General features: G+C 68.7%; 16 protein-coding genes. 8 read left to right on the forward strand and 8 right to left on the reverse strand.

Going from position 1 to position 16,279, the window contains the following annotated elements; genetic code table 11:
- The first annotated feature begins 130 nt into the window (after positions 1–130).
- From ACL03I_RS24270 to ACL03I_RS24280, 3 genes are all read left to right on the forward strand, one after another.
- A complete protein-coding gene (locus ACL03I_RS24270) occupies positions 131–1,837 on the forward strand; it encodes a PspC domain-containing protein (protein WP_452492306.1) in 1,707 nt (568 codons plus the stop codon).
- Entirely contained in the window at positions 1,830–2,048 is a 219-nt protein-coding gene (locus ACL03I_RS24275) for a hypothetical protein (RefSeq protein ID WP_355078988.1), read from the forward strand. The genes ACL03I_RS24270 and ACL03I_RS24275 overlap by 8 nt, the downstream gene beginning before the upstream one ends.
- Positions 2,049–2,142: 94 nt before the next feature.
- Positions 2,143–2,277: a hypothetical protein gene (locus tag ACL03I_RS24280; protein ID WP_355078986.1), complete on the forward strand. Its 135-nt coding sequence runs from the start codon at positions 2,143–2,145 to the stop codon at positions 2,275–2,277.
- A gap of 54 nt (positions 2,278–2,331) precedes the next feature.
- Here ACL03I_RS24280 and guaA read toward each other — a convergent pair whose 3' ends face one another.
- Positions 2,332–3,906 (reverse strand): glutamine-hydrolyzing GMP synthase, encoded by a 1,575-nt coding sequence (gene guaA, locus ACL03I_RS24285; protein ID WP_355078984.1) that lies wholly within the window; start codon positions 3,904–3,906, stop codon positions 2,332–2,334.
- A gap of 119 nt (positions 3,907–4,025) precedes the next feature.
- Between guaA and ACL03I_RS24290 the strand changes: the two genes are divergently transcribed.
- Positions 4,026–4,826, forward strand: a complete 801-nt coding sequence (locus ACL03I_RS24290; RefSeq protein ID WP_355078982.1) for an alpha/beta fold hydrolase — start codon at positions 4,026–4,028, stop codon at positions 4,824–4,826.
- A gap of 147 nt (positions 4,827–4,973) precedes the next feature.
- On the opposite strand, the gene ACL03I_RS24295 is transcribed toward ACL03I_RS24290, so the two are convergent.
- Both ACL03I_RS24295 and guaB read right to left on the reverse strand, forming a co-directional pair.
- Entirely contained in the window at positions 4,974–6,137 is a 1,164-nt protein-coding gene (locus tag ACL03I_RS24295) for a GuaB3 family IMP dehydrogenase-related protein (RefSeq protein ID WP_355081654.1), read from the reverse strand.
- 291 nt (positions 6,138–6,428) lie between these two features.
- Entirely contained in the window at positions 6,429–7,973 is a 1,545-nt protein-coding gene (gene guaB, locus ACL03I_RS24300; protein ID WP_355076308.1) for an IMP dehydrogenase, read from the reverse strand.
- Between the two features lie 224 nt (positions 7,974–8,197).
- On the opposite strand from guaB, the gene ACL03I_RS24305 reads away from it, so the two are divergent.
- Positions 8,198–8,611, forward strand: coding sequence for a DUF5319 domain-containing protein (locus tag ACL03I_RS24305; protein ID WP_039795739.1), 414 nt, complete (start codon positions 8,198–8,200; stop codon positions 8,609–8,611).
- Positions 8,612–8,849: 238 nt separating this feature from the next.
- Here ACL03I_RS24305 and ACL03I_RS24310 read toward each other — a convergent pair whose 3' ends face one another.
- From ACL03I_RS24310 to ACL03I_RS24320, 3 genes are all read right to left on the reverse strand, one after another.
- Positions 8,850–10,028 carry an anti-sigma-D factor RsdA gene (locus ACL03I_RS24310; protein WP_412807019.1) on the reverse strand — a complete coding sequence of 393 codons (1,179 nt, stop codon included), beginning with the start codon at positions 10,026–10,028 and terminating at the stop codon, positions 8,850–8,852.
- Entirely contained in the window at positions 10,021–10,599 is a 579-nt protein-coding gene (locus ACL03I_RS24315; protein WP_039795737.1) for a sigma-70 family RNA polymerase sigma factor, read from the reverse strand. Before ACL03I_RS24315 ends, ACL03I_RS24310 begins: the two co-directional genes overlap by 8 nt.
- A gap of 134 nt (positions 10,600–10,733) precedes the next feature.
- A complete protein-coding gene (locus tag ACL03I_RS24320; protein ID WP_412807020.1) occupies positions 10,734–11,606 on the reverse strand; it encodes a hypothetical protein in 873 nt (290 codons plus the stop codon).
- 627 nt (positions 11,607–12,233) lie between these two features.
- On the opposite strand from ACL03I_RS24320, the gene ACL03I_RS24325 reads away from it, so the two are divergent.
- From ACL03I_RS24325 to ACL03I_RS24335, 3 genes are all read left to right on the forward strand, one after another.
- On the forward strand, positions 12,234–12,527 hold the full coding sequence (locus tag ACL03I_RS24325; RefSeq protein WP_355076302.1) for a WhiB family transcriptional regulator: 294 nt from the start codon (positions 12,234–12,236) through the stop codon (positions 12,525–12,527).
- Between the two features lie 429 nt (positions 12,528–12,956).
- Positions 12,957–13,532 (forward strand): sigma-70 family RNA polymerase sigma factor, encoded by a 576-nt coding sequence (locus ACL03I_RS24330; protein ID WP_355076300.1) that lies wholly within the window; start codon positions 12,957–12,959, stop codon positions 13,530–13,532.
- 1 nt (position 13,533) lies between these two features.
- Positions 13,534–13,785 (forward strand): RskA family anti-sigma factor, encoded by a 252-nt coding sequence (locus tag ACL03I_RS24335; RefSeq protein ID WP_355076299.1) that lies wholly within the window; start codon positions 13,534–13,536, stop codon positions 13,783–13,785.
- A 209-nt stretch (positions 13,786–13,994) separates the two neighbouring features.
- Here ACL03I_RS24335 and groL read toward each other — a convergent pair whose 3' ends face one another.
- On the reverse strand, positions 13,995–15,605 hold the full coding sequence (gene groL / locus ACL03I_RS24340; RefSeq protein ID WP_356964710.1) for a chaperonin GroEL: 1,611 nt from the start codon (positions 15,603–15,605) through the stop codon (positions 13,995–13,997).
- A 174-nt stretch (positions 15,606–15,779) separates the two neighbouring features.
- Positions 15,780–16,082 carry a co-chaperone GroES gene (gene groES / locus ACL03I_RS24345; RefSeq protein ID WP_028479292.1) on the reverse strand — a complete coding sequence of 101 codons (303 nt, stop codon included), beginning with the start codon at positions 16,080–16,082 and terminating at the stop codon, positions 15,780–15,782.
- Positions 16,083–16,279: the final 197 nt, after the last annotated feature.

Raw genomic sequence — 16,279 nt, forward strand, 5'->3', positions numbered from 1 at the left:
GCGGCCGGGCCCGATCGAACCCGTGCATAGCTGAAAGTTTGCTGCATCGGTGGATCGGTCCAAAGTGTTCAGGCTGTTTTCAGGGTTCCCCCCGATGCGCCGATTCACGGATCGGCACACCATGGGAAACATGACGAAAACGAGCTTCGGCGACCAGGTCCAGCAGATATGGCAGACCCGGCCGATCCGATTGCCGCAGCAGGGGCCCGTCGCGGGCGTCGCGGCGGGGTTCGCGCGCCGCTACGAGATCGATCCGGTGCTGGTCCGGGTCGCGTTCGTCGTCTCGACGATCTTCGGCGGCGCGGGCATCGTGCTCTACCTGCTGGCCTGGCTACTGCTGAGCGCGGCGGGCGACCAGGCATCCGCGGCCGAGTCGCTGGTCGGCAAAGGCCACAGCTCGCAGTCGCAGACCAAGACCATCGTGTTGATCGTGGCGCTGGCCATCGCGGTCAGCACGATGGGACCGGTCGGTGTCGGTCTCGGCGGATCCGGCCTGATCAGCCTCGCCCTGATGCTGGCGGGCTGGTGGATGCTGCACCTGCGCACCCCCAACCCGCCACCCGGGACCACCGAAGTGTTCGGCGGATTCGCCCCGGAGAGCGGAATCAACGCCACCGGCTACCCCGGCGCGGTCTTCCCGCAAGGAGCGACCCGGACGGTCGGTGATCTGTACGTGCCGCCGACCGCCGTGTACACGCCGTACACCAAACTGCCGGATTCCTACGTCCCGGAGACGTCCGCGCCTGCGGCGGACGGCGCGACGGTCCCGCTGCACAAGCCCGCCGTCGATGACGCGACCGTGGTACCGGACAACGTCGCCGCGCCCGCTGCCGGATCAGCGACGAGTTCGGTCGCCGACGAGAGAGAAACCGACGCTCAGGTCACCGATCAGACCGATTCGCCCGCCACGGTCGGCGATCAAGACGGCCCGGCGGCGGTCGGCAGCGGCCGGATCGATTCGGTCGGCGGAGCCGGATCGGATACGACTCACACCGACCGAGCCGATTCGGCCGGATCGGACTCGACTCATGACGATCGAGCCGAAAGCGGACCAGGCACGAGACCGTCATCGTCCGACGCTGCGATCTCACTCGGCAAAGACGCTCCGGCCCCGGGCCGCGCTCCGAGCTCGCGTGGCCCCGCGGCCGCTCAGCCCGCGATCATCGGCGGCCCGACCCCGCCGTCCTGGGATCCGCTCGGCGTAGCTCCACTCGCCTGGGACCTGCCGGAGCCCACCCCGGCCCGCACCGTCGTCGCCCCGCCGCAGAAGCGTCCGCGCTCGCGCCTCACGCCGGTGGTAATCGGCCTGGCCATCCTCGCGGCGGCGGGTGCCGGTGCGGCGGCGGCCTCGGGCGCGGAATGGATGACCCCCGGCCGGATCGCCGCGGCGGCGCTGGCCGTGATCGGCCTCGGCCTGGTGGTCGGCGCGTTCCTGCGGCGCGGCTACGGCTTGCTCGTGCTCACCGCGCCGCTCGCCGGGTTCGTCCTGCTCGCCTCCGCGATCGGTCCGATCGAATCCGATCAACTGGGCGACCGCACCTGGGCGCCCGCCTCCGCCGCCGATCTGGCCCAGAACTACAAGCTGACCATGGGCACCGGCACGCTGGACCTGCGGTCGCTGAAACTGACCGAGAACCGCACCGTGGACATCGACGTCCGGATGGGCGAAGCCCACATCCTGCTGCCCGCCGACATGACCGTCCGCACCACGTGCACGGCGACGATGGCCGAGGCCCTCTGCCCCGAGGGCATCAGTGGTCCCGGTACTCCCGGCGCGCCGGTGCTCGATCTGAACGTCGACGTCCGCGTCGGCAACGTGGAGGTGCAGCGTGGCTGAGAACGAGAAGAAGGAGACGACCGACTCCCGCCGCGGCCCCGCCGCCTCGCTGCTCATCGCGGGACTGCTGTCCCTCGCGATCAGCGTGTGGGCTTTCGTCGGCCCGGCGTCCTGGCCCGCGGCCGGCATGATCTCGATCGGTTGGATCGTCGTGCTCGCCGCCATCGTCATCGGCATCGTGCTGGTGATCTCCCCCCGCAGACGACGATGAGCGTGCGGCCCGTCCACTTGGACGGGCCGTTTCGCGTTCAGCCCCGAGCCACCGCCGCCGTAGCCGGGCCGCATTCCTACGACAGGACAACCGCATGAAGCGCGACGAACCCGCCGATCAGACGCCACCCACCACCCGGACCACACCGCCCGATCCCAGACCCGGCATCACGAACGGCGTACTTCTGGGCCGCGTGATCCTGTACAGCGCTTTCCACCGCCCCCGCTGATCTCGCACGCGATGACGGCGGCGAGTAGTCACCGCCCGCTGGGCGGCCGGGAGTTCACTCCCACTCGATGGTGCCCGGCGGCTTGCTGGTCACGTCCAAGACCACGCGATTGACCTCCGCCACCTCGTTGGTGATGCGGGTGGAGATGCGTTCCAGCACCTCGTAGGGCAACCGGGTCCAGTCGGCGGTCATGGCGTCCTCGCTGGAGACCGGGCGCAGCACGATCGGGTGTCCGTAGGTGCGGCCGTCGCCCTGCACGCCGACGCTGCGGACCTCCGCGAGCAGCACGACCGGGCACTGCCAGATCTGGGCGTCCAGACCGGCCGCCGTCAGTTCCTCGCGAGCGATGGCGTCGGCCTTGCGCAGCGTCTCCAACCGGTCGGCGGTGACTTCACCGACGATGCGGATGGCGAGACCGGGACCGGGGAAGGGCTGGCGAGCGACGATTTCCTCCGGCAGCCCGAGCTCGCGTCCGACCGCGCGGACCTCGTCCTTGAACAGCAACCGCAACGGTTCTACGAGTTCGAACTCCAGATCGTCGGGCAGACCGCCGACATTGTGATGACTCTTGATGTTCGCGGTGCCGCTGCCGCCGCCGGACTCCACGACGTCCGGGTAGAGCGTGCCCTGCACCAGGAACTCGACCTTCGGCGTCTCGCCGTCGGCCGCACCGTGCTCGAGCACCGCCTCGCCCACCGCGTCCTCGAAGGAACGGATGAACTCCCGCCCGATGATCTTGCGCTTCTCCTCGGGATCGGTCACACCCTTCAACTCGCCGAGGAACTTGTCCACCGCGTCGACGGTCACCAGTTTGGCGCCGGTCGCGGCGACGAAATCCTGCTGCACCTGCTCCCGCTCGCCCGCCCGCAGCAGGCCGTGGTCGACGAACACACACGTCAACCGGTCACCGATGGCGCGCTGCACCAGGGCGGCGGCGACGGCGCTGTCCACCCCACCGGACAGTCCGCAGATCGCGTGTTTGTCACCGATTTGCTCGCGTACCGAGGCGATCAGCGAATCGGCGATGTTCGCCGGAGTCCAGGTGGAGGGGATGCCTGCGAGTTCGTGCAGGAACCGGCTCAGCACCTGCTGCCCGTGCGGCGAATGCAGCACTTCCGGGTGGTACTGCACACCGGCCAACCGGCGCGCGCGATCCTCGAAGGCGGCGACCGGCGCGCCCGCGCTGGTGCCGGTGACCTCGAAGCCCTCCGGCGCGTCGGTGACCGCGTCGCCGTGGCTCATCCACACCGGCTGGATGGTGGGCAGGCCGCCGTGCAGCAAACCACCGTCGATGTTGAGTTCGGTGCGTCCGTACTCACGGGTGCCGGTGTGCGCGACCGTTCCACCCAGCGCCTGGGCCATCGCCTGGAAGCCGTAGCAGATGCCGAAGACCGGCAGCCCCAGATCGAACAACCGCGGATCCAGCCGCGGCGCGCCCTCGGCGTACACGCTGGCCGGACCACCGGACAGGATCACCGCGAGCGGCTGCTTGTCGGCGATCTCCTCCACCGTCGCGGTGTGCGGAACCACCTCCGAGTACACGCTCGACTCGCGAACCCGCCGCGCGATCAGCTGGGCGTACTGTGCTCCGAAGTCGACGACGAGGACCGGTCTCTGGGTTTGTGCCACTCGCCCAGTTTAGTGAGCGGCGAAACGAGCGAATCATCGGCACAGCGGCACCGTGTGGGAGGCGAGCCGACCGCCCGAATCGTCACCCGCGGCCCGGCTCGCTGGTTATCCTTCTGCTCGTGCCCTTCGCCCGCGCGATCGATGCCGACATCCACTACGAGGACAGCGGCGGGGACGGCCCGGTGGTACTGCTGGCGCACGAGTTCCTCATGGACCGCACCATGTTCGCCGCCCAAACGGCCGCTCTCGCACCGGAATTCCGGATCGTCTCCTGGGATGCCCGCGGCCACGGCCGCACCAGGGACGAGGGCCTACCCTTCACCTATTGGACCGCGGCCAGGGACGCGCTGACCGTCCTGGATCATCTCGGCGCCGAGCGGGCCGTCGTCGGCGGCACCGCGCAGGGGGGTTTCACGGCGCTGCGCACCGCGTTGATCGCACCGGAACGCGTCTCCGCGCTGATCCTGATCAGCACCGAAGCACATGGTCCCACCCCGGAGCAGTCCACCGCGACGCAGAAATTCCTCGACGAGTGGTACGACGACGGCTCCCGCGAACGAGCCGTGCACCAGCTGGCTTCCTGGCTGATCGGCGACGACGAGTGGTACCGCTCGATCTGGACCCAACGCTGGCTGGTGCGCGACCGCCGCGGCATCGAGGTGGCGGCGGGCTGCCTGCTCAGCCGGGATTCGGTACTGGACCGCCTCCGCGAAATCGCTTGCCCCGCTTTGGTGATCCACCCCACCCACAGCGGCATGGACCGCGAGCGCGCCCAGGAACTGGCCCACGGGCTGTCCGGCGCCACCTTCATCGAAATCGCCGAAGCCCGACTCGCGGTGACGATGACCCACCCCGAGCCGGTGAACCACGCGATCCAGCAGTTCCTGCGCGCACGAACGAAACCGACCCGCGTGCGCTGAACGCTGTGTCTGATTTGCAGCGCCTGCGGCGCATGCGCTTCGACCGCTGGAACGCGAGCCGGGCCGCGAACGGCGCTCGTAAGACTCGCTTCTCCGGTGATCGCCGGGTGGCTGGGAGGGTGCGCCGCAGTACGCTCAGGCCTACCTTCAAGCGCGTACGCTCAGGCCCACCTTCTGGAACTCCTTGAGGTCCGAGTAACCGGCCTTGGCCATCGAACGACGCAGGCCGCCGACGAGATTCAGCGAACCGAACGGATCGTCGGACGGGCCGAAGAGCACCCGCTCCAGGCTGGGGCGCACCGTGTCGCCGACCGGCTCGCCACCGAGATCCCACGGATCGTCGACGTGCAGCATCGACCCGCGCGGCACCGACGGGTGCGCGGCCGCCGACGGCCAGTACCAGCCGCGGCCCGGCGCCTCCGCGGCCACGGCGAGCGGGACGCCGAGCATGGCCGCGTCCGCGCCACACGCGATCGCCTTGGCCAGCTGCCCGGAGGTGGAGATGTCGCCGTCCGCGATGACGTGCACATAGCGACCGCCGGTCTCGTCCAGGTAATCGCGGCGGGCGGCGGCGGCATCCGCGATCGCGGTGGCCATCGGCACGCCGATGCCGAGTACCTCGCCGGTGGTGGTCGCGCCGGGGTAGGAGCCGTAGCCGACGATCACGCCCGCCGCTCCGGTACGCATCAGGTGCAGCGCGGTGCGGTGATCGCTCACGCCGCCTGCGACCACGGGCACGTCCAGGTCGGCGATGAAGGTCTTGAGGTTCAGCGGCTCACCGTCGCCGACATGTTCGGCGGAGATGATCGTGCCGTGCACCACGAGCAGGTCGATCCCCGCCTGCAGCAGCGCCGGGGTGAGCGTGCGCGCGTTCTGCGGGCTCACCCGCACCGCCACGGTGACGCCGGCGGCGCGGACCTGCGCCACCGCGGCGGCGAGCAGATCCGGCTGCATCGGCGCGGCGTGCAACTCCTGCAGCAACGCCACGGCGCGCTCGTAACCGCCCTTGCCGACCAGCTCTAGCAACTGGTCGATCTTCGCGCCGACATCCGCGTGCCGCGCCCACAGTCCCTCGCCGTTGATCACGCCGAGCCCGCCGAGGCGGCCGAGTTCGACGGCGAACTCCGGGGACACCAGGGCGTCGGTGGGGTGCGCGAGAAACGGGATCTCGAAGCGGTAGGCGTCCAGCTGCCAGGACAGCGAGACCTGCTTCGACGAGCGGGTCCGGCGCGAGGGGACGATGTCGACGTCGTCCAGCTCGTAGGTACGCCGGGCGGTCCGGCCCATGCCGATCTCCACCATGTCGCGCACGCGAAATCTCCTTGTCTGATTTGCAGCGCCTGCGGCGCTGCGTTGTTCGCGGCCCCTTATGGCTCGCGTTCCAGCGGTCGAGACTCGCGCCTGCGGCGCATGCGCTTCGACCGCTGGAACGCGAGCCGGGCCGCGAACGGGCGCTCGTAAGACTCGCGCCTCCAGTGGTTACTTGTGGGGGCAGGTGGGCAGCACAAAACCGCCAACTCGCCGCAGGTCGCTCACCGCCACAGCCGGTGGGCAAGCTCCATCATGCACGGACCGGTTGGTCCTGTACATGAACCTAGTGGGCTAACCCCGTCCGGTGTAGTTAGGGGCCTCGACGGTCATGGTGATGTCGTGCGGGTGGCTCTCCTTGAGACCCGCCGCGGTGATCTGCACGAACTGGGCTTCCTGCAGATGCGCGATCGACTGCGAGCCGGTGTAGCCCATGGCCGCGCGCAGACCGCCGACCAACTGGTGGATCACCTGGTTGACCGGGCCGCGGAACGGCACTCTGCCCTCGATGCCCTCGGGGACCAGCTTGTCCTCGGCGAGCACGTCGTCCTGGAAATAACGGTCCTTGGAGAACGACTTCGCCTGGCCGCGGCCCTGCATGGCGCCCAGCGAGCCCATACCGCGATAGCTCTTGAACTGCTTACCGCCGACCAGGATCAGCTCGCCCGGCGACTCGGCCGTGCCCGCGAGCAGCGACCCGAGCATCACCGTGGACGCGCCCGCCGCGATGGCCTTGGCGATGTCGCCGGAGAACTGGATGCCGCCATCGGCGATCACCGGGACACCTGCCGGCTTGCACACGGCGACCGCCTCCAGGATCGCGGTGATCTGCGGCGCGCCGACACCGGCGACCACGCGGGTGGTGCAGATCGAGCCGGGGCCCACGCCCACCTTGACCGCGTCCGCGCCCGCCTCGACGAGCGCGGCCGCGCCCTGGCGGGTGGCCACGTTGCCGCCGACCACCTGGATCCGGTCGCCGACCTCGGCCTTGACCTTGGTCACCATCTGCAGCACCTGTACCTGGTGACCGTGCGCGGTGTCCACCACGAGCACGTCGACGCCCGCGTCGGCCAGTGTCATGGCCCGCGACCAGGCGTCCTCGCCGACACCGACCGCGGCGCCGACCAGCAGGCGGCCGTCACGGTCCTTGGTGGCGTTGGGGTACTGGTCGGTCTTGACGAAGTCCTTGACGGTGATCAGGCCGCGCAGGCGCCCGTTGCCGTCGACGATCGGCAGCTTCTCCACCTTGTGCCTGCGCAGCAGTCCGAGCGCGGCTTCCGCGGTGACGCCCTCCTGCGCGGTGATCAAGGGGGCTTTGGTCATGACGTCGGCGACGCGGCGGTTCTGATCCACCTCGAAACGCATGTCGCGATTGGTGATGATGCCCACAAGCGCACCGGTCTCGTCCACCACGGGAAGACCCGAGATGCGGAACCTGGCGCACATCGCGTCGACCTCGGCGAGAGTGTCGGTCGGACGACAGGTCACCGGGTCGGTGACCATACCGGCCTCGGACCGCTTGACCGTCTCCACCTGGGCGGCCTGGTCGGCCGTCGAGAGGTTGCGGTGCAACACGCCCATGCCGCCCGCGCGCGCCATCGCGATGGCCATCCGCGCCTCGGTGACCGTGTCCATGGCCGAGCTGACCAACGGCGTGCGCAGGCGGATCTCCCTGGTCAGCACGCTGGAGGTTTCCACAGAACTGGGGATGAGATCCGAGGCGGCAGGCAGCAGCAGCACATCGTCGAACGTGAGGCCGAGCATGGCGATCTTGTTCGGATCGTCGCCACCCGTAGGAGGGCGGACTGCGATTCGTTCGCCCGATACGGGATTACTCATTCGGATCGACCCCTCCTGGACGTCGATAGCGACCGGCGCCGGTGTCACCGGCGCCGTGACGGCTGATGGGATGGACGTGGTTCGGCGGCGGTGCGATCGGGACCCGCCGTAGCCTGTGCTCCATCGTATCTGTCCGGTGAACTCGCCGACGAAGTGAGCCCACCACCGAAACTGGCAGGCCGCATAGCTGGCGCAGACCACCCTGTTCTGCGTACCGTGGGGATGTGCGTGACCATCTACCACCTGGCTTGCCGCCGGATCCGTTCGCCGGAGACCCCTCCGACCCGTCCGCCGCGCTCGATGCCATCGAGCCCGGCGAACCGCTGGATCCCCACGAGCGCCTTGCGGTCGAGGAGGATCTCGCCGACCTCGCGGTGTACGAGGCACTGCTGGCCCACCGCGGCATCCGCGGACTCGTGGTCAGCTGCGAAGACTGTAGGCAGGACCACTACCACGACTGGGACATGTTGCGCGCCAACTTGCTTCAGTTGCTGGTCGACGGCACGGTCCGCCCGCACGAGCCCGCCTACGACCCGACGCCGGAAGCGTACGTCACCTGGGACTACTGCCGGGGCTACGCGGACGCGTCGATGAACGAGGCCTTCCACGGCGACGGGTTCGACGGATTCGACGGCTGATTCGGGCTCGATCGAACCGCACGCGGGCCTTTCGAGGCTCGCGTACCTCGCCTTTGCCGCTGTGATTTTCGACGCACACGATCACTTCGGCAGACGCACCGCGAGGTTCCGTCGCGGGCGGACACGCCCATGAGTTACCACCCTATGGTCAGCCGTTGACTAGACCGACTTCTCCCGGAAAGACAAAAAGCCGACCGCCTGGCTGGCGATCGGTTCTTGCCTGGACCGTTTTCTTCTGTCAGCGGCCGGGCGGCACGAACGAGCCCGGGTTGGGGATGCCGGGGACGCTGAACGTCGGCGGCGGCTGATTGTTGCTGTTGTGGGTATTGGTGTTGCCCGGCGCCGGAGCTGTCGGCGGCTGCTGCTGCGGCGCCGTCGGATTACCGGTGTCTCCCGTAGGTCCGCCCGCAGGGGGCTTGACCTCGGTGACCGGCGGCTCCTGCGGAGCCGTCGGTTCCACGGTGGCCGGCGGCTGGGTGGTCACGGGCGGCGGTGTCGTCACCGGCGGCACCGTGGTCGGCGCGCCACCGCCGTTCGTCGTTCCGCCGCTGTTCGACGTTCCACCACCATTGGGCGCGGTGGCGTCGGCCGAGGGCGAAGGCTTGTTCGTCGGCTGACCGGGCTGCTGCACGATCGTCGAGGTCCCGCTACCTGGCGTCGGGCTGGGCTTCGTGGTCGCGTTGCCCGGGGTGGCACGCGGGTCGGTGGTCTTGGGCACCGTCGCACCCAGCTGATCGGCCAACTCCGGATTGACCTCGCGCAGCTTCGCGAGCAACTGTTCCCACTCGGTCATCAGCTCGGCGCGCTTGTCCGGATCGCTGACCTGCGCGGCATTCTCCTTGGCCCGCTCCAGGCGCACCTTGGCCTGCGTCGGGTTCTGAGTGACCAGCGTGGAAGCCTCGTTCAGGTCGTCGCCCGCCCGCTGGACCACGGTCGTCTGGGCCTGTTCGCTGAACACGACCTCTTTGACCCGCCACAGCGGATCGCCCGGCTCGGCGTTGTACGAGAACGCCGTCATGCCGCCGATGACCAGGGCCAGCGCGGCCGCCGTGCCCATGATCGGACGTAGTAGCCGCAGTCGCCCGCCGCCGCCGTGCGCCCCGATGCGAACCTGCCGCGCGCCGATCTCCTGGTTGACCGCGGCCACGATCGCGTCCAGGTCCGGCTCGGCCGGCATCGGAGGCGCGACCAACTCCGCTCGCCAGTCCGCGAGCAACGTCGCGAGCTGATACTCCTCGGCGCTGTCGGTGTGCACCGGACCATCGCTGGCGATGGCATCGATCAGAGCATCGTCGCGGCGTACCGCGGCGATGTCGACCGGGCCGGTGTCACCGGACGCCTCGGCGTAGGGACCGCTGTTCCGCGATCCAAGCCGCGCCTTCCAGTCACCCCGACCGCGCTCGCCATCCCTAGCCATACATTTCACCTGCCCTCGCCACTTGTGACTTGAGTTTCGCGAGTGCCCTGTGTTGGGCGACCCGTACCGCGCCCGCCGTACTGCCCACGGCGACCGCGGTTTCTTCCGCTGACAAACCCATGACCAAGCGCAGGATCAAGATCTCTCGATGCTTCTCGGGAAGCGTCGCGAGCAGACGGTTCATCTGCCTGCTCGTCTCGGACTCGAGAGCTCGTTGTTCCGGTCCCTGGTCGGTGGATATGACATCTGGTACTTCGGCCATCGCCTCCGCCTTGTTACGGGCGGCGTTGCGATGCGCGTCGGCGACCTTGTGCGAAGCGATTCCGTAAACAAAGGCCATGAAGGGCCTGCCCTGGTCTTGATACCTGGGCAAGGCTGTCATCACAGCCAGGCAAACCTCCTGCGCAACGTCGTCCGCGGAGAGCTGCCCACGCTCCGCGGCTCCGATCCGCGCGCGGCAGTAGCGCACCACCAGCGGGCGGATCATCTCCAGTACCTGAGCTAAAGCGGATCTGTCGCCCTGCGCAGCGGCAGCGACGGCGAGGTCCAACTCTTCGCCCGTGTGCGTCATCGTCAGAGATATTCCCGGCGTTACAAAGTGGCATGGTCAGGTGACGACCAATGCTTCCACCGAAGGGGCGGAACGGATCTAACAATAGCGACCCGGTGGCCGGAACTGGTCAACACGGTGGACTCCGTGATCACCTACCACCCCGCCATGGGGCGCAACACGCCGCCGGAGCGGGCGATGGCCGCGGCACATTCGGCCGCCTCCGCCGCCGCGTCCCGCGCGCCCGATCCGGCGCGGAGCATGGCACAAGCCCAGCGCAACGGCAGCAGGCCGTGCTCGCGGCACTGCTCGGCGACATCCTCGGCCGAGACGCCCGATCTTCCCCGCGCGTCGAGCGCCACGTCGGCGGCGGCGACCAGCAAGCGTGACTTGACCCGGTGGCGCACCGACGGGGATCGCTCGGCCAGCTCCAGCGCGGCCGCCGCGTGCGCCGCCGCCACCTCGAAATCGCCTGCCGCCAGCGCCGTTTCCGCGGACACCCAGCGCAAGCGGATCGCGGGACGCCAACCGGCCCGATACTGCTGTGCCGCCGACGCGCTGCGCCGCAGCAAGCGGTCGGCCAGCGCGAGGCGCCCGGTTCCGAGCGCGTCGGCGGCGAGTCCGGTGAGCGCGTCGCAGATCGCGTCGGCGCGGCTGGGACGGTAGCCGCCGAACTCCTCGGCGCTGTCCGGCTCCGCTCCGGCGCCGACGGTGAGGATCAACGCGGCCGCCCGCCCGTCGAACGCCGCGGCGCGCTCATGCCAGCCGAGCTGCCGAAGAAAAGAACCCTCGGTACTTCCCGCCAGTGAGAGGAGTACGGGGTCGTTGCTGTGGTTGCATACCCTTCGCAATTCGGCGCGCGCCGCCGCATAACGGCCCTGGCCGCCGAGAACCACAGCGCGATACCACCGGCCGAGTGCGTCCGACGCGGACGGAAGGTCGGCGGCGGCGCGACCCGGAGCGACGCCGAAGGCGGCCTCGGCGAGGACCGCGAGGTGAGGATCTCCGAGCGGAGCGGGCGCGAACACGGGCGCACTCTATCCCGTGCGGCACCCGGGCTCCGGCGAGGAAAGGTGAGCGACGGCCGACCGGCGACACTCGGGATTTCCGTCGCCGAGCGGATGTTGCCATTAGGTAAATCTCGTCCTGGCTATCGCCGAGCGGCCACGCCGGGAATTCATGCGTGTTTCGCGTAATTAACCTGCCCGCCCCGTTACCGCCATCTTCGGATCCACACCCCACGAACCCCCTCGGCCGCGGCAGTGACCGACATCATCGGCACGAGATCGGCGTCGCGTCGGCCCTACGACCATGAAATCGCCTCTACCAGCGGAAATTGGATCAGTTGCGGCACATGCGGCAGCCACGGACCTCCGGCCAACCGAACAGTATCGCCGGAACCAGCACGAAAAGTAAACAGTTCGGAGGTTAAATTTGGCAGCGCGAGATTTGGAAAAGTGCTGCGCCGAACTATTGACGGAATTTCGCGGCTGGACCTAACGTAGCTCATCGCCACGGACGGCGCCGCGCGAAATTGCAGCGACCACGAAGGGCGAGCCCCCCGGGTACCCCCGCCGACACGGCGTCGTGGCCCACAACTGTTGCAGAACAACTGCTCGACAACGCTGACGAGCTCGCACCACGAGGAGTTCACCATGCCCATGCCGACCCACCTCCCGGGACCCAACGCCGATGTCTGGGATTGGCAGATGCGAGGATCGTGCCGCGGGCAGGATTCCGCGGTGTTCTTCCATCCCGATGGTGAGCGTGGCCGGGCCCGCACGGCCCGTGAGATGCGCGCCAAGGAGATCTGCCGCACCTGCCCGGTGCTCATGCAGTGCCGCGCGCACGCGCTGAAAGTCAGCGAGCCCTACGGCATCTGGGGCGGCATGTCGGAGACCGAGCGCGAGATGCACGCGCGGCGCAGCCGCCGCCGCATGGCCGTCTGAATCAATCCCCTCCCATCCGCACGCCGCCGGGCGTCGAATTCCTAGCAAACAACGGGCCACTGCAACATGCTTCGGCCGAGCCGCTCACATGACACGGTGACCGGTTCCGCGCCGAAGGTCGGCGCGTGGGTTCCGATCGTCACCATCGATCGGTCGGCCGCCGAGCGAGGCCGGAGGCCGTGCACCCGGCGTTCCGGCACGGTGCGACGGTTCGGCGTGTCACGGCGTGTCGCTCCCGAGATGTCCGGCGTATCGGCGCTTTCCGCAACGCGGCGCCGGTCCACGACGAGCCTTGTGGCCACCCCACCCGAAGGGAGGTCATAGCGGCGCGCTACGGTAGTGACCGATGACACAGAATGGAGCGTTGTGACAACGCGGCCGTCGGCCGCAGAGGGCGACTCGTTCCGAAGAGCAGCCTTCCCACCCACGGTGGATTCTGCGGTTACGGCACGCGCAGCCGAAAGTATCGAGCTCGCCGCGCTTTTGCATCGATGCGGTCGAGCCGACCAGGAAGCATTCGCCGAGTTGTACGACCGGACGTGTGCGCGCGTCTTCGGTTTGGTTTTGCGCGTTCTGCACGATCCGGGCTACGCGGAGGAGACCACGCAAGAGGTCTATCTGCAGGTCTGGCGTATGGCATCGAGTTTCGACCCGGCGAAAGGCTCCGCGGTCACCTGGTTGATGACGCTCGCCCACCGGCGCGCCGTGGACCGGGTCCGCGCCGAGCAAGCCCACACCCAGCGCGAGGTCGCGTACGGGATCCGGGTGCTCGGCAACGAATTCGACGAGGTCACCGAAGAGGTCGAGCGCAGGCTCGAACAACAGGCCGTCCTGGCCGGTCTGGCCACACTCACCGAAACCCAGCGGGAAGCCATCTCGCTCGCCTACTACGGCGGACGCACCTATGCGGAGGTAGCCACCTACCTCGACGTAGGGTTACCTACGGTTAAGTCCCGGATTCGGGACGGATTGACACGACTGAAGAAAAGTTTGGGGGTGACGTGAGATGAACGAACGCCGTATCGATCTCGCGCACACCGTCGCGCTCGGATCGATCGACGACGAAGACCATCAGGAAGTGCAGGAGCTGTTCGACAGCGAGGACCCCGTGCTACGCGCGGAGTTCATCCAGGAAGTCAGAGACACGAAAGAAGCGCTCGCCGTTCTCGCCACAGCCACGGCGGCCACTCCGCCGCCGTCGCTGCGTGCTCGCCTACTCGCGGCCATCGCCGCCGAGCAGCCACCGGTCGCCAGCTGAATCCGGCGTCCCGCCAGGCATTCCCGCCCCGCGCGTACCGACCCCAGCGGTCCTGAGCTTCCCGCGGCCTCCCTCCGATCCCGCGGCAGACAGCGTGTCGCGCTTCGGAACTCTCTCGGTCCAACCGGTAGTCGAGGCCGCGTACGGCAAGGCCCCCGAACCGCGTGGTCCGGGGGCCTTGTCCGTGCGTTGTCCCGAGAAAACCGGGTTCAGTGCGCGTGGCCGTGGTGGCCGTGGTCGTTCTGCTCCTCGGCGGGCTTGTCCACCACGGCGCTCTCGGTGGTGAGCACCATGCGCGCGACCGACGCCGCGTTGACGACGGCCGAACGGGTCACCTTCACGGGGTCGACGACGCCGTCGGTGAGCAGGTCGCCGTAGGTGAGCGTGGCGGCGTTGAAGCCGTCCTTGCCCTCGGCGACCTTGCTGACCACCACGGCGCCGTCCAGGCCCGCGTTGGTGGCGATCCAGTACAGCGGCGCACGCAGCGCGGTGCGGACCACCTCGACGCCGACGGCCTCGTCACCGGACAGCGAATCGCGCAGCTCGACGAGCTTGCTGCTCGCCTGCACCAGCGCGGTGCCGCCACCGGGCACGATGCCCTCTTCCACGGCGGCCTTGGCGGCGCTCACCGCGTCCTCGACGCGGTACTTGCGCTCCTTGAGCGCGGTCTCGGTGGCCGCGCCGACCTTGATCACCGCGACGCCGCCTGCCAGCTTGGCCAGCCGCTCCTCCAGCTTCTCGCGATCCCAGTCGGAATCGGTGGCCTCGATCTCGCGGCGCAGCTGCGCGACGCGCGCCTCCACGTCCGCCGCGGAACCGGCGCCATCGATGATCGTGGTGTCGTCCTTGGTGACGACGACGCGGCGCACCTTGCCGAGCACGTCGAGGCCTGCCTCGCGCAGGGTGATGCCCAGATCGGGGTTCACCACGGTGCCGCCGGTGACCACGGCCAAGTCGTCGAGGAACGCCTTGCGGCGGTCGCCGAAGAACGGCGCCTTGACCGCGACGGCCTTGATCGTCTTGCGGATGGCGTTGACCACCAGGGTCGACAACGCCTCGCCTTCGACGTCCTCGGCGATGATCAGGACGGGCTTGCCGCTTTCGGCGATCTTCTCCAGCAGCGGCAGGAAGTCCGGCAGCGAGCTGATCTTCTCGCGGTGCAGCAGGACGAACACGTCCTCCAGGATGGCCTGCTGGCTGTCGGGGTCGGTGACGAAGTAGGGCGACAGGTAGCCCTTGTCGAACTGCACGCCCTCGGTGACGACGAGTTCGGTCTGCAGCGTCGAGGACTCCTCGACGGTGACGACGCCGTCCTTGCCGACGGTGGTCAGCGCCTTGCCGACCATCTCGCCGATCTCCTCGTCCCGCGAGGACACGGTCGCGACCTGCGCGATGGCCTGCTCGCCGGAGACCGGGGTGGCCAGCGCGAGCAGCGCCTCGGAGACCGCGTCGGCGGCCTTGGCGATGCCGGAGCCGACCACGATCGGGTTCGCCCCGGCCGCAACGTTCTTCAGCCCGGCGCGGACCAGCGCCTGGGCCAGCACGGTGGCGGTGGTGGTGCCGTCGCCCGCGACGTCGTTGGTCTTGGTGGCGACGCTCTTGACCAGCTGCGCGCCGAGGTTCTCGAACGGGTCTTCCAGCTCGATGTCGCGCGCGATGGTGACGCCGTCGTTGGTGACGGTCGGGCCGCCGAAGGACTTCGCGAGTACGACGTGCCGTCCGCGCGGGCCCAGGGTGACCTTCACGGCGTCGGCGAGCTTGTCGACGCCGCGTTCCAGAGCCCGGCGAGCCTTCTCGTCGAACTCGATCTGCTTTGCCATGGGGATTCGCTCCTGTAGTGGATTGCGGCGCTCCCGGGTCCCGTCGTCACGCAGGCTGCCGCCTCAGGGCCCGTCGCTCGCACCGCGTGTTTCAGTGCCGTGGTGTCGGCGCCGAACGCACTCCGCCCCGGGTCACGAAAGACACCGGGGCGGAACGCATGCGTGCCTGATCGGCTACTTGGTGACGACGGCCAGCACGTCGCGCGCCGACAGGATGAGGTACTCCTCGCCCTGGTACTTGATCTCGGTGCCGCCGTACTTGCTGTAGATGACGGTGTCACCCTCCTGGACATCCAGCGGGATGCGCTTCTCGCCCTCGTCGTCCCACCGGCCGGGACCGACGGCGACAACGGTGCCCTCCTGCGGCTTCTCCTTCGCCGTGTCAGGGATGACCAGGCCGGAGGCCGTCGTCGTCTCGGCCTCGTTGGCCTGGACGAGGATCTTGTCCTCGAGCGGCTTGATGTTCACGCTCGCCACGTTGAGCCCTCCACTTTCAGGGGATTCGGTCGTCCGGAACTCGTCGCTCCGAACTCGTCGGTTGGTCACGATGCTGACCCTGCGCATAGCCCCGTCGTCGCGGGTGCCGGGACCCCTGCCCAGTGGTCAAGCTGCTGGCACAAGCACTACACACAGTGCCGACTAGCACTCTATACATGAGAGTGCCAGCGCTCAAG

Source organism: Nocardia sichangensis, assembly GCF_047200615.1.
GTDB classification, from domain to species: domain Bacteria; phylum Actinomycetota; class Actinomycetes; order Mycobacteriales; family Mycobacteriaceae; genus Nocardia; species Nocardia sichangensis.

Coding starts and splice junctions, on each gene's coding strand:
- ACL03I_RS24315 (WP_039795737.1), bottom strand. CDS start 10,599: ATGACGCACACGGGCGAAGAGTTGGACCTCGCCGTCGCTGCCGCTGCG.
- ACL03I_RS24335 (WP_355076299.1), top strand. CDS start 13,534: ATGAACGAACGCCGTATCGATCTCGCGCACACCGTCGCGCTCGGATCG.
- ACL03I_RS24280 (WP_355078986.1), top strand. CDS start 2,143: ATGAAGCGCGACGAACCCGCCGATCAGACGCCACCCACCACCCGGACC.
- guaB (WP_355076308.1), bottom strand. CDS start 7,973: ATGAGTAATCCCGTATCGGGCGAACGAATCGCAGTCCGCCCTCCTACG.
- groL (WP_356964710.1), bottom strand. CDS start 15,605: ATGGCAAAGCAGATCGAGTTCGACGAGAAGGCTCGCCGGGCTCTGGAA.
- ACL03I_RS24270 (WP_452492306.1), top strand. CDS start 131: ATGACGAAAACGAGCTTCGGCGACCAGGTCCAGCAGATATGGCAGACC.
- ACL03I_RS24325 (WP_355076302.1), top strand. CDS start 12,234: ATGCCCATGCCGACCCACCTCCCGGGACCCAACGCCGATGTCTGGGAT.
- ACL03I_RS24310 (WP_412807019.1), bottom strand. CDS start 10,028: ATGGCTAGGGATGGCGAGCGCGGTCGGGGTGACTGGAAGGCGCGGCTT.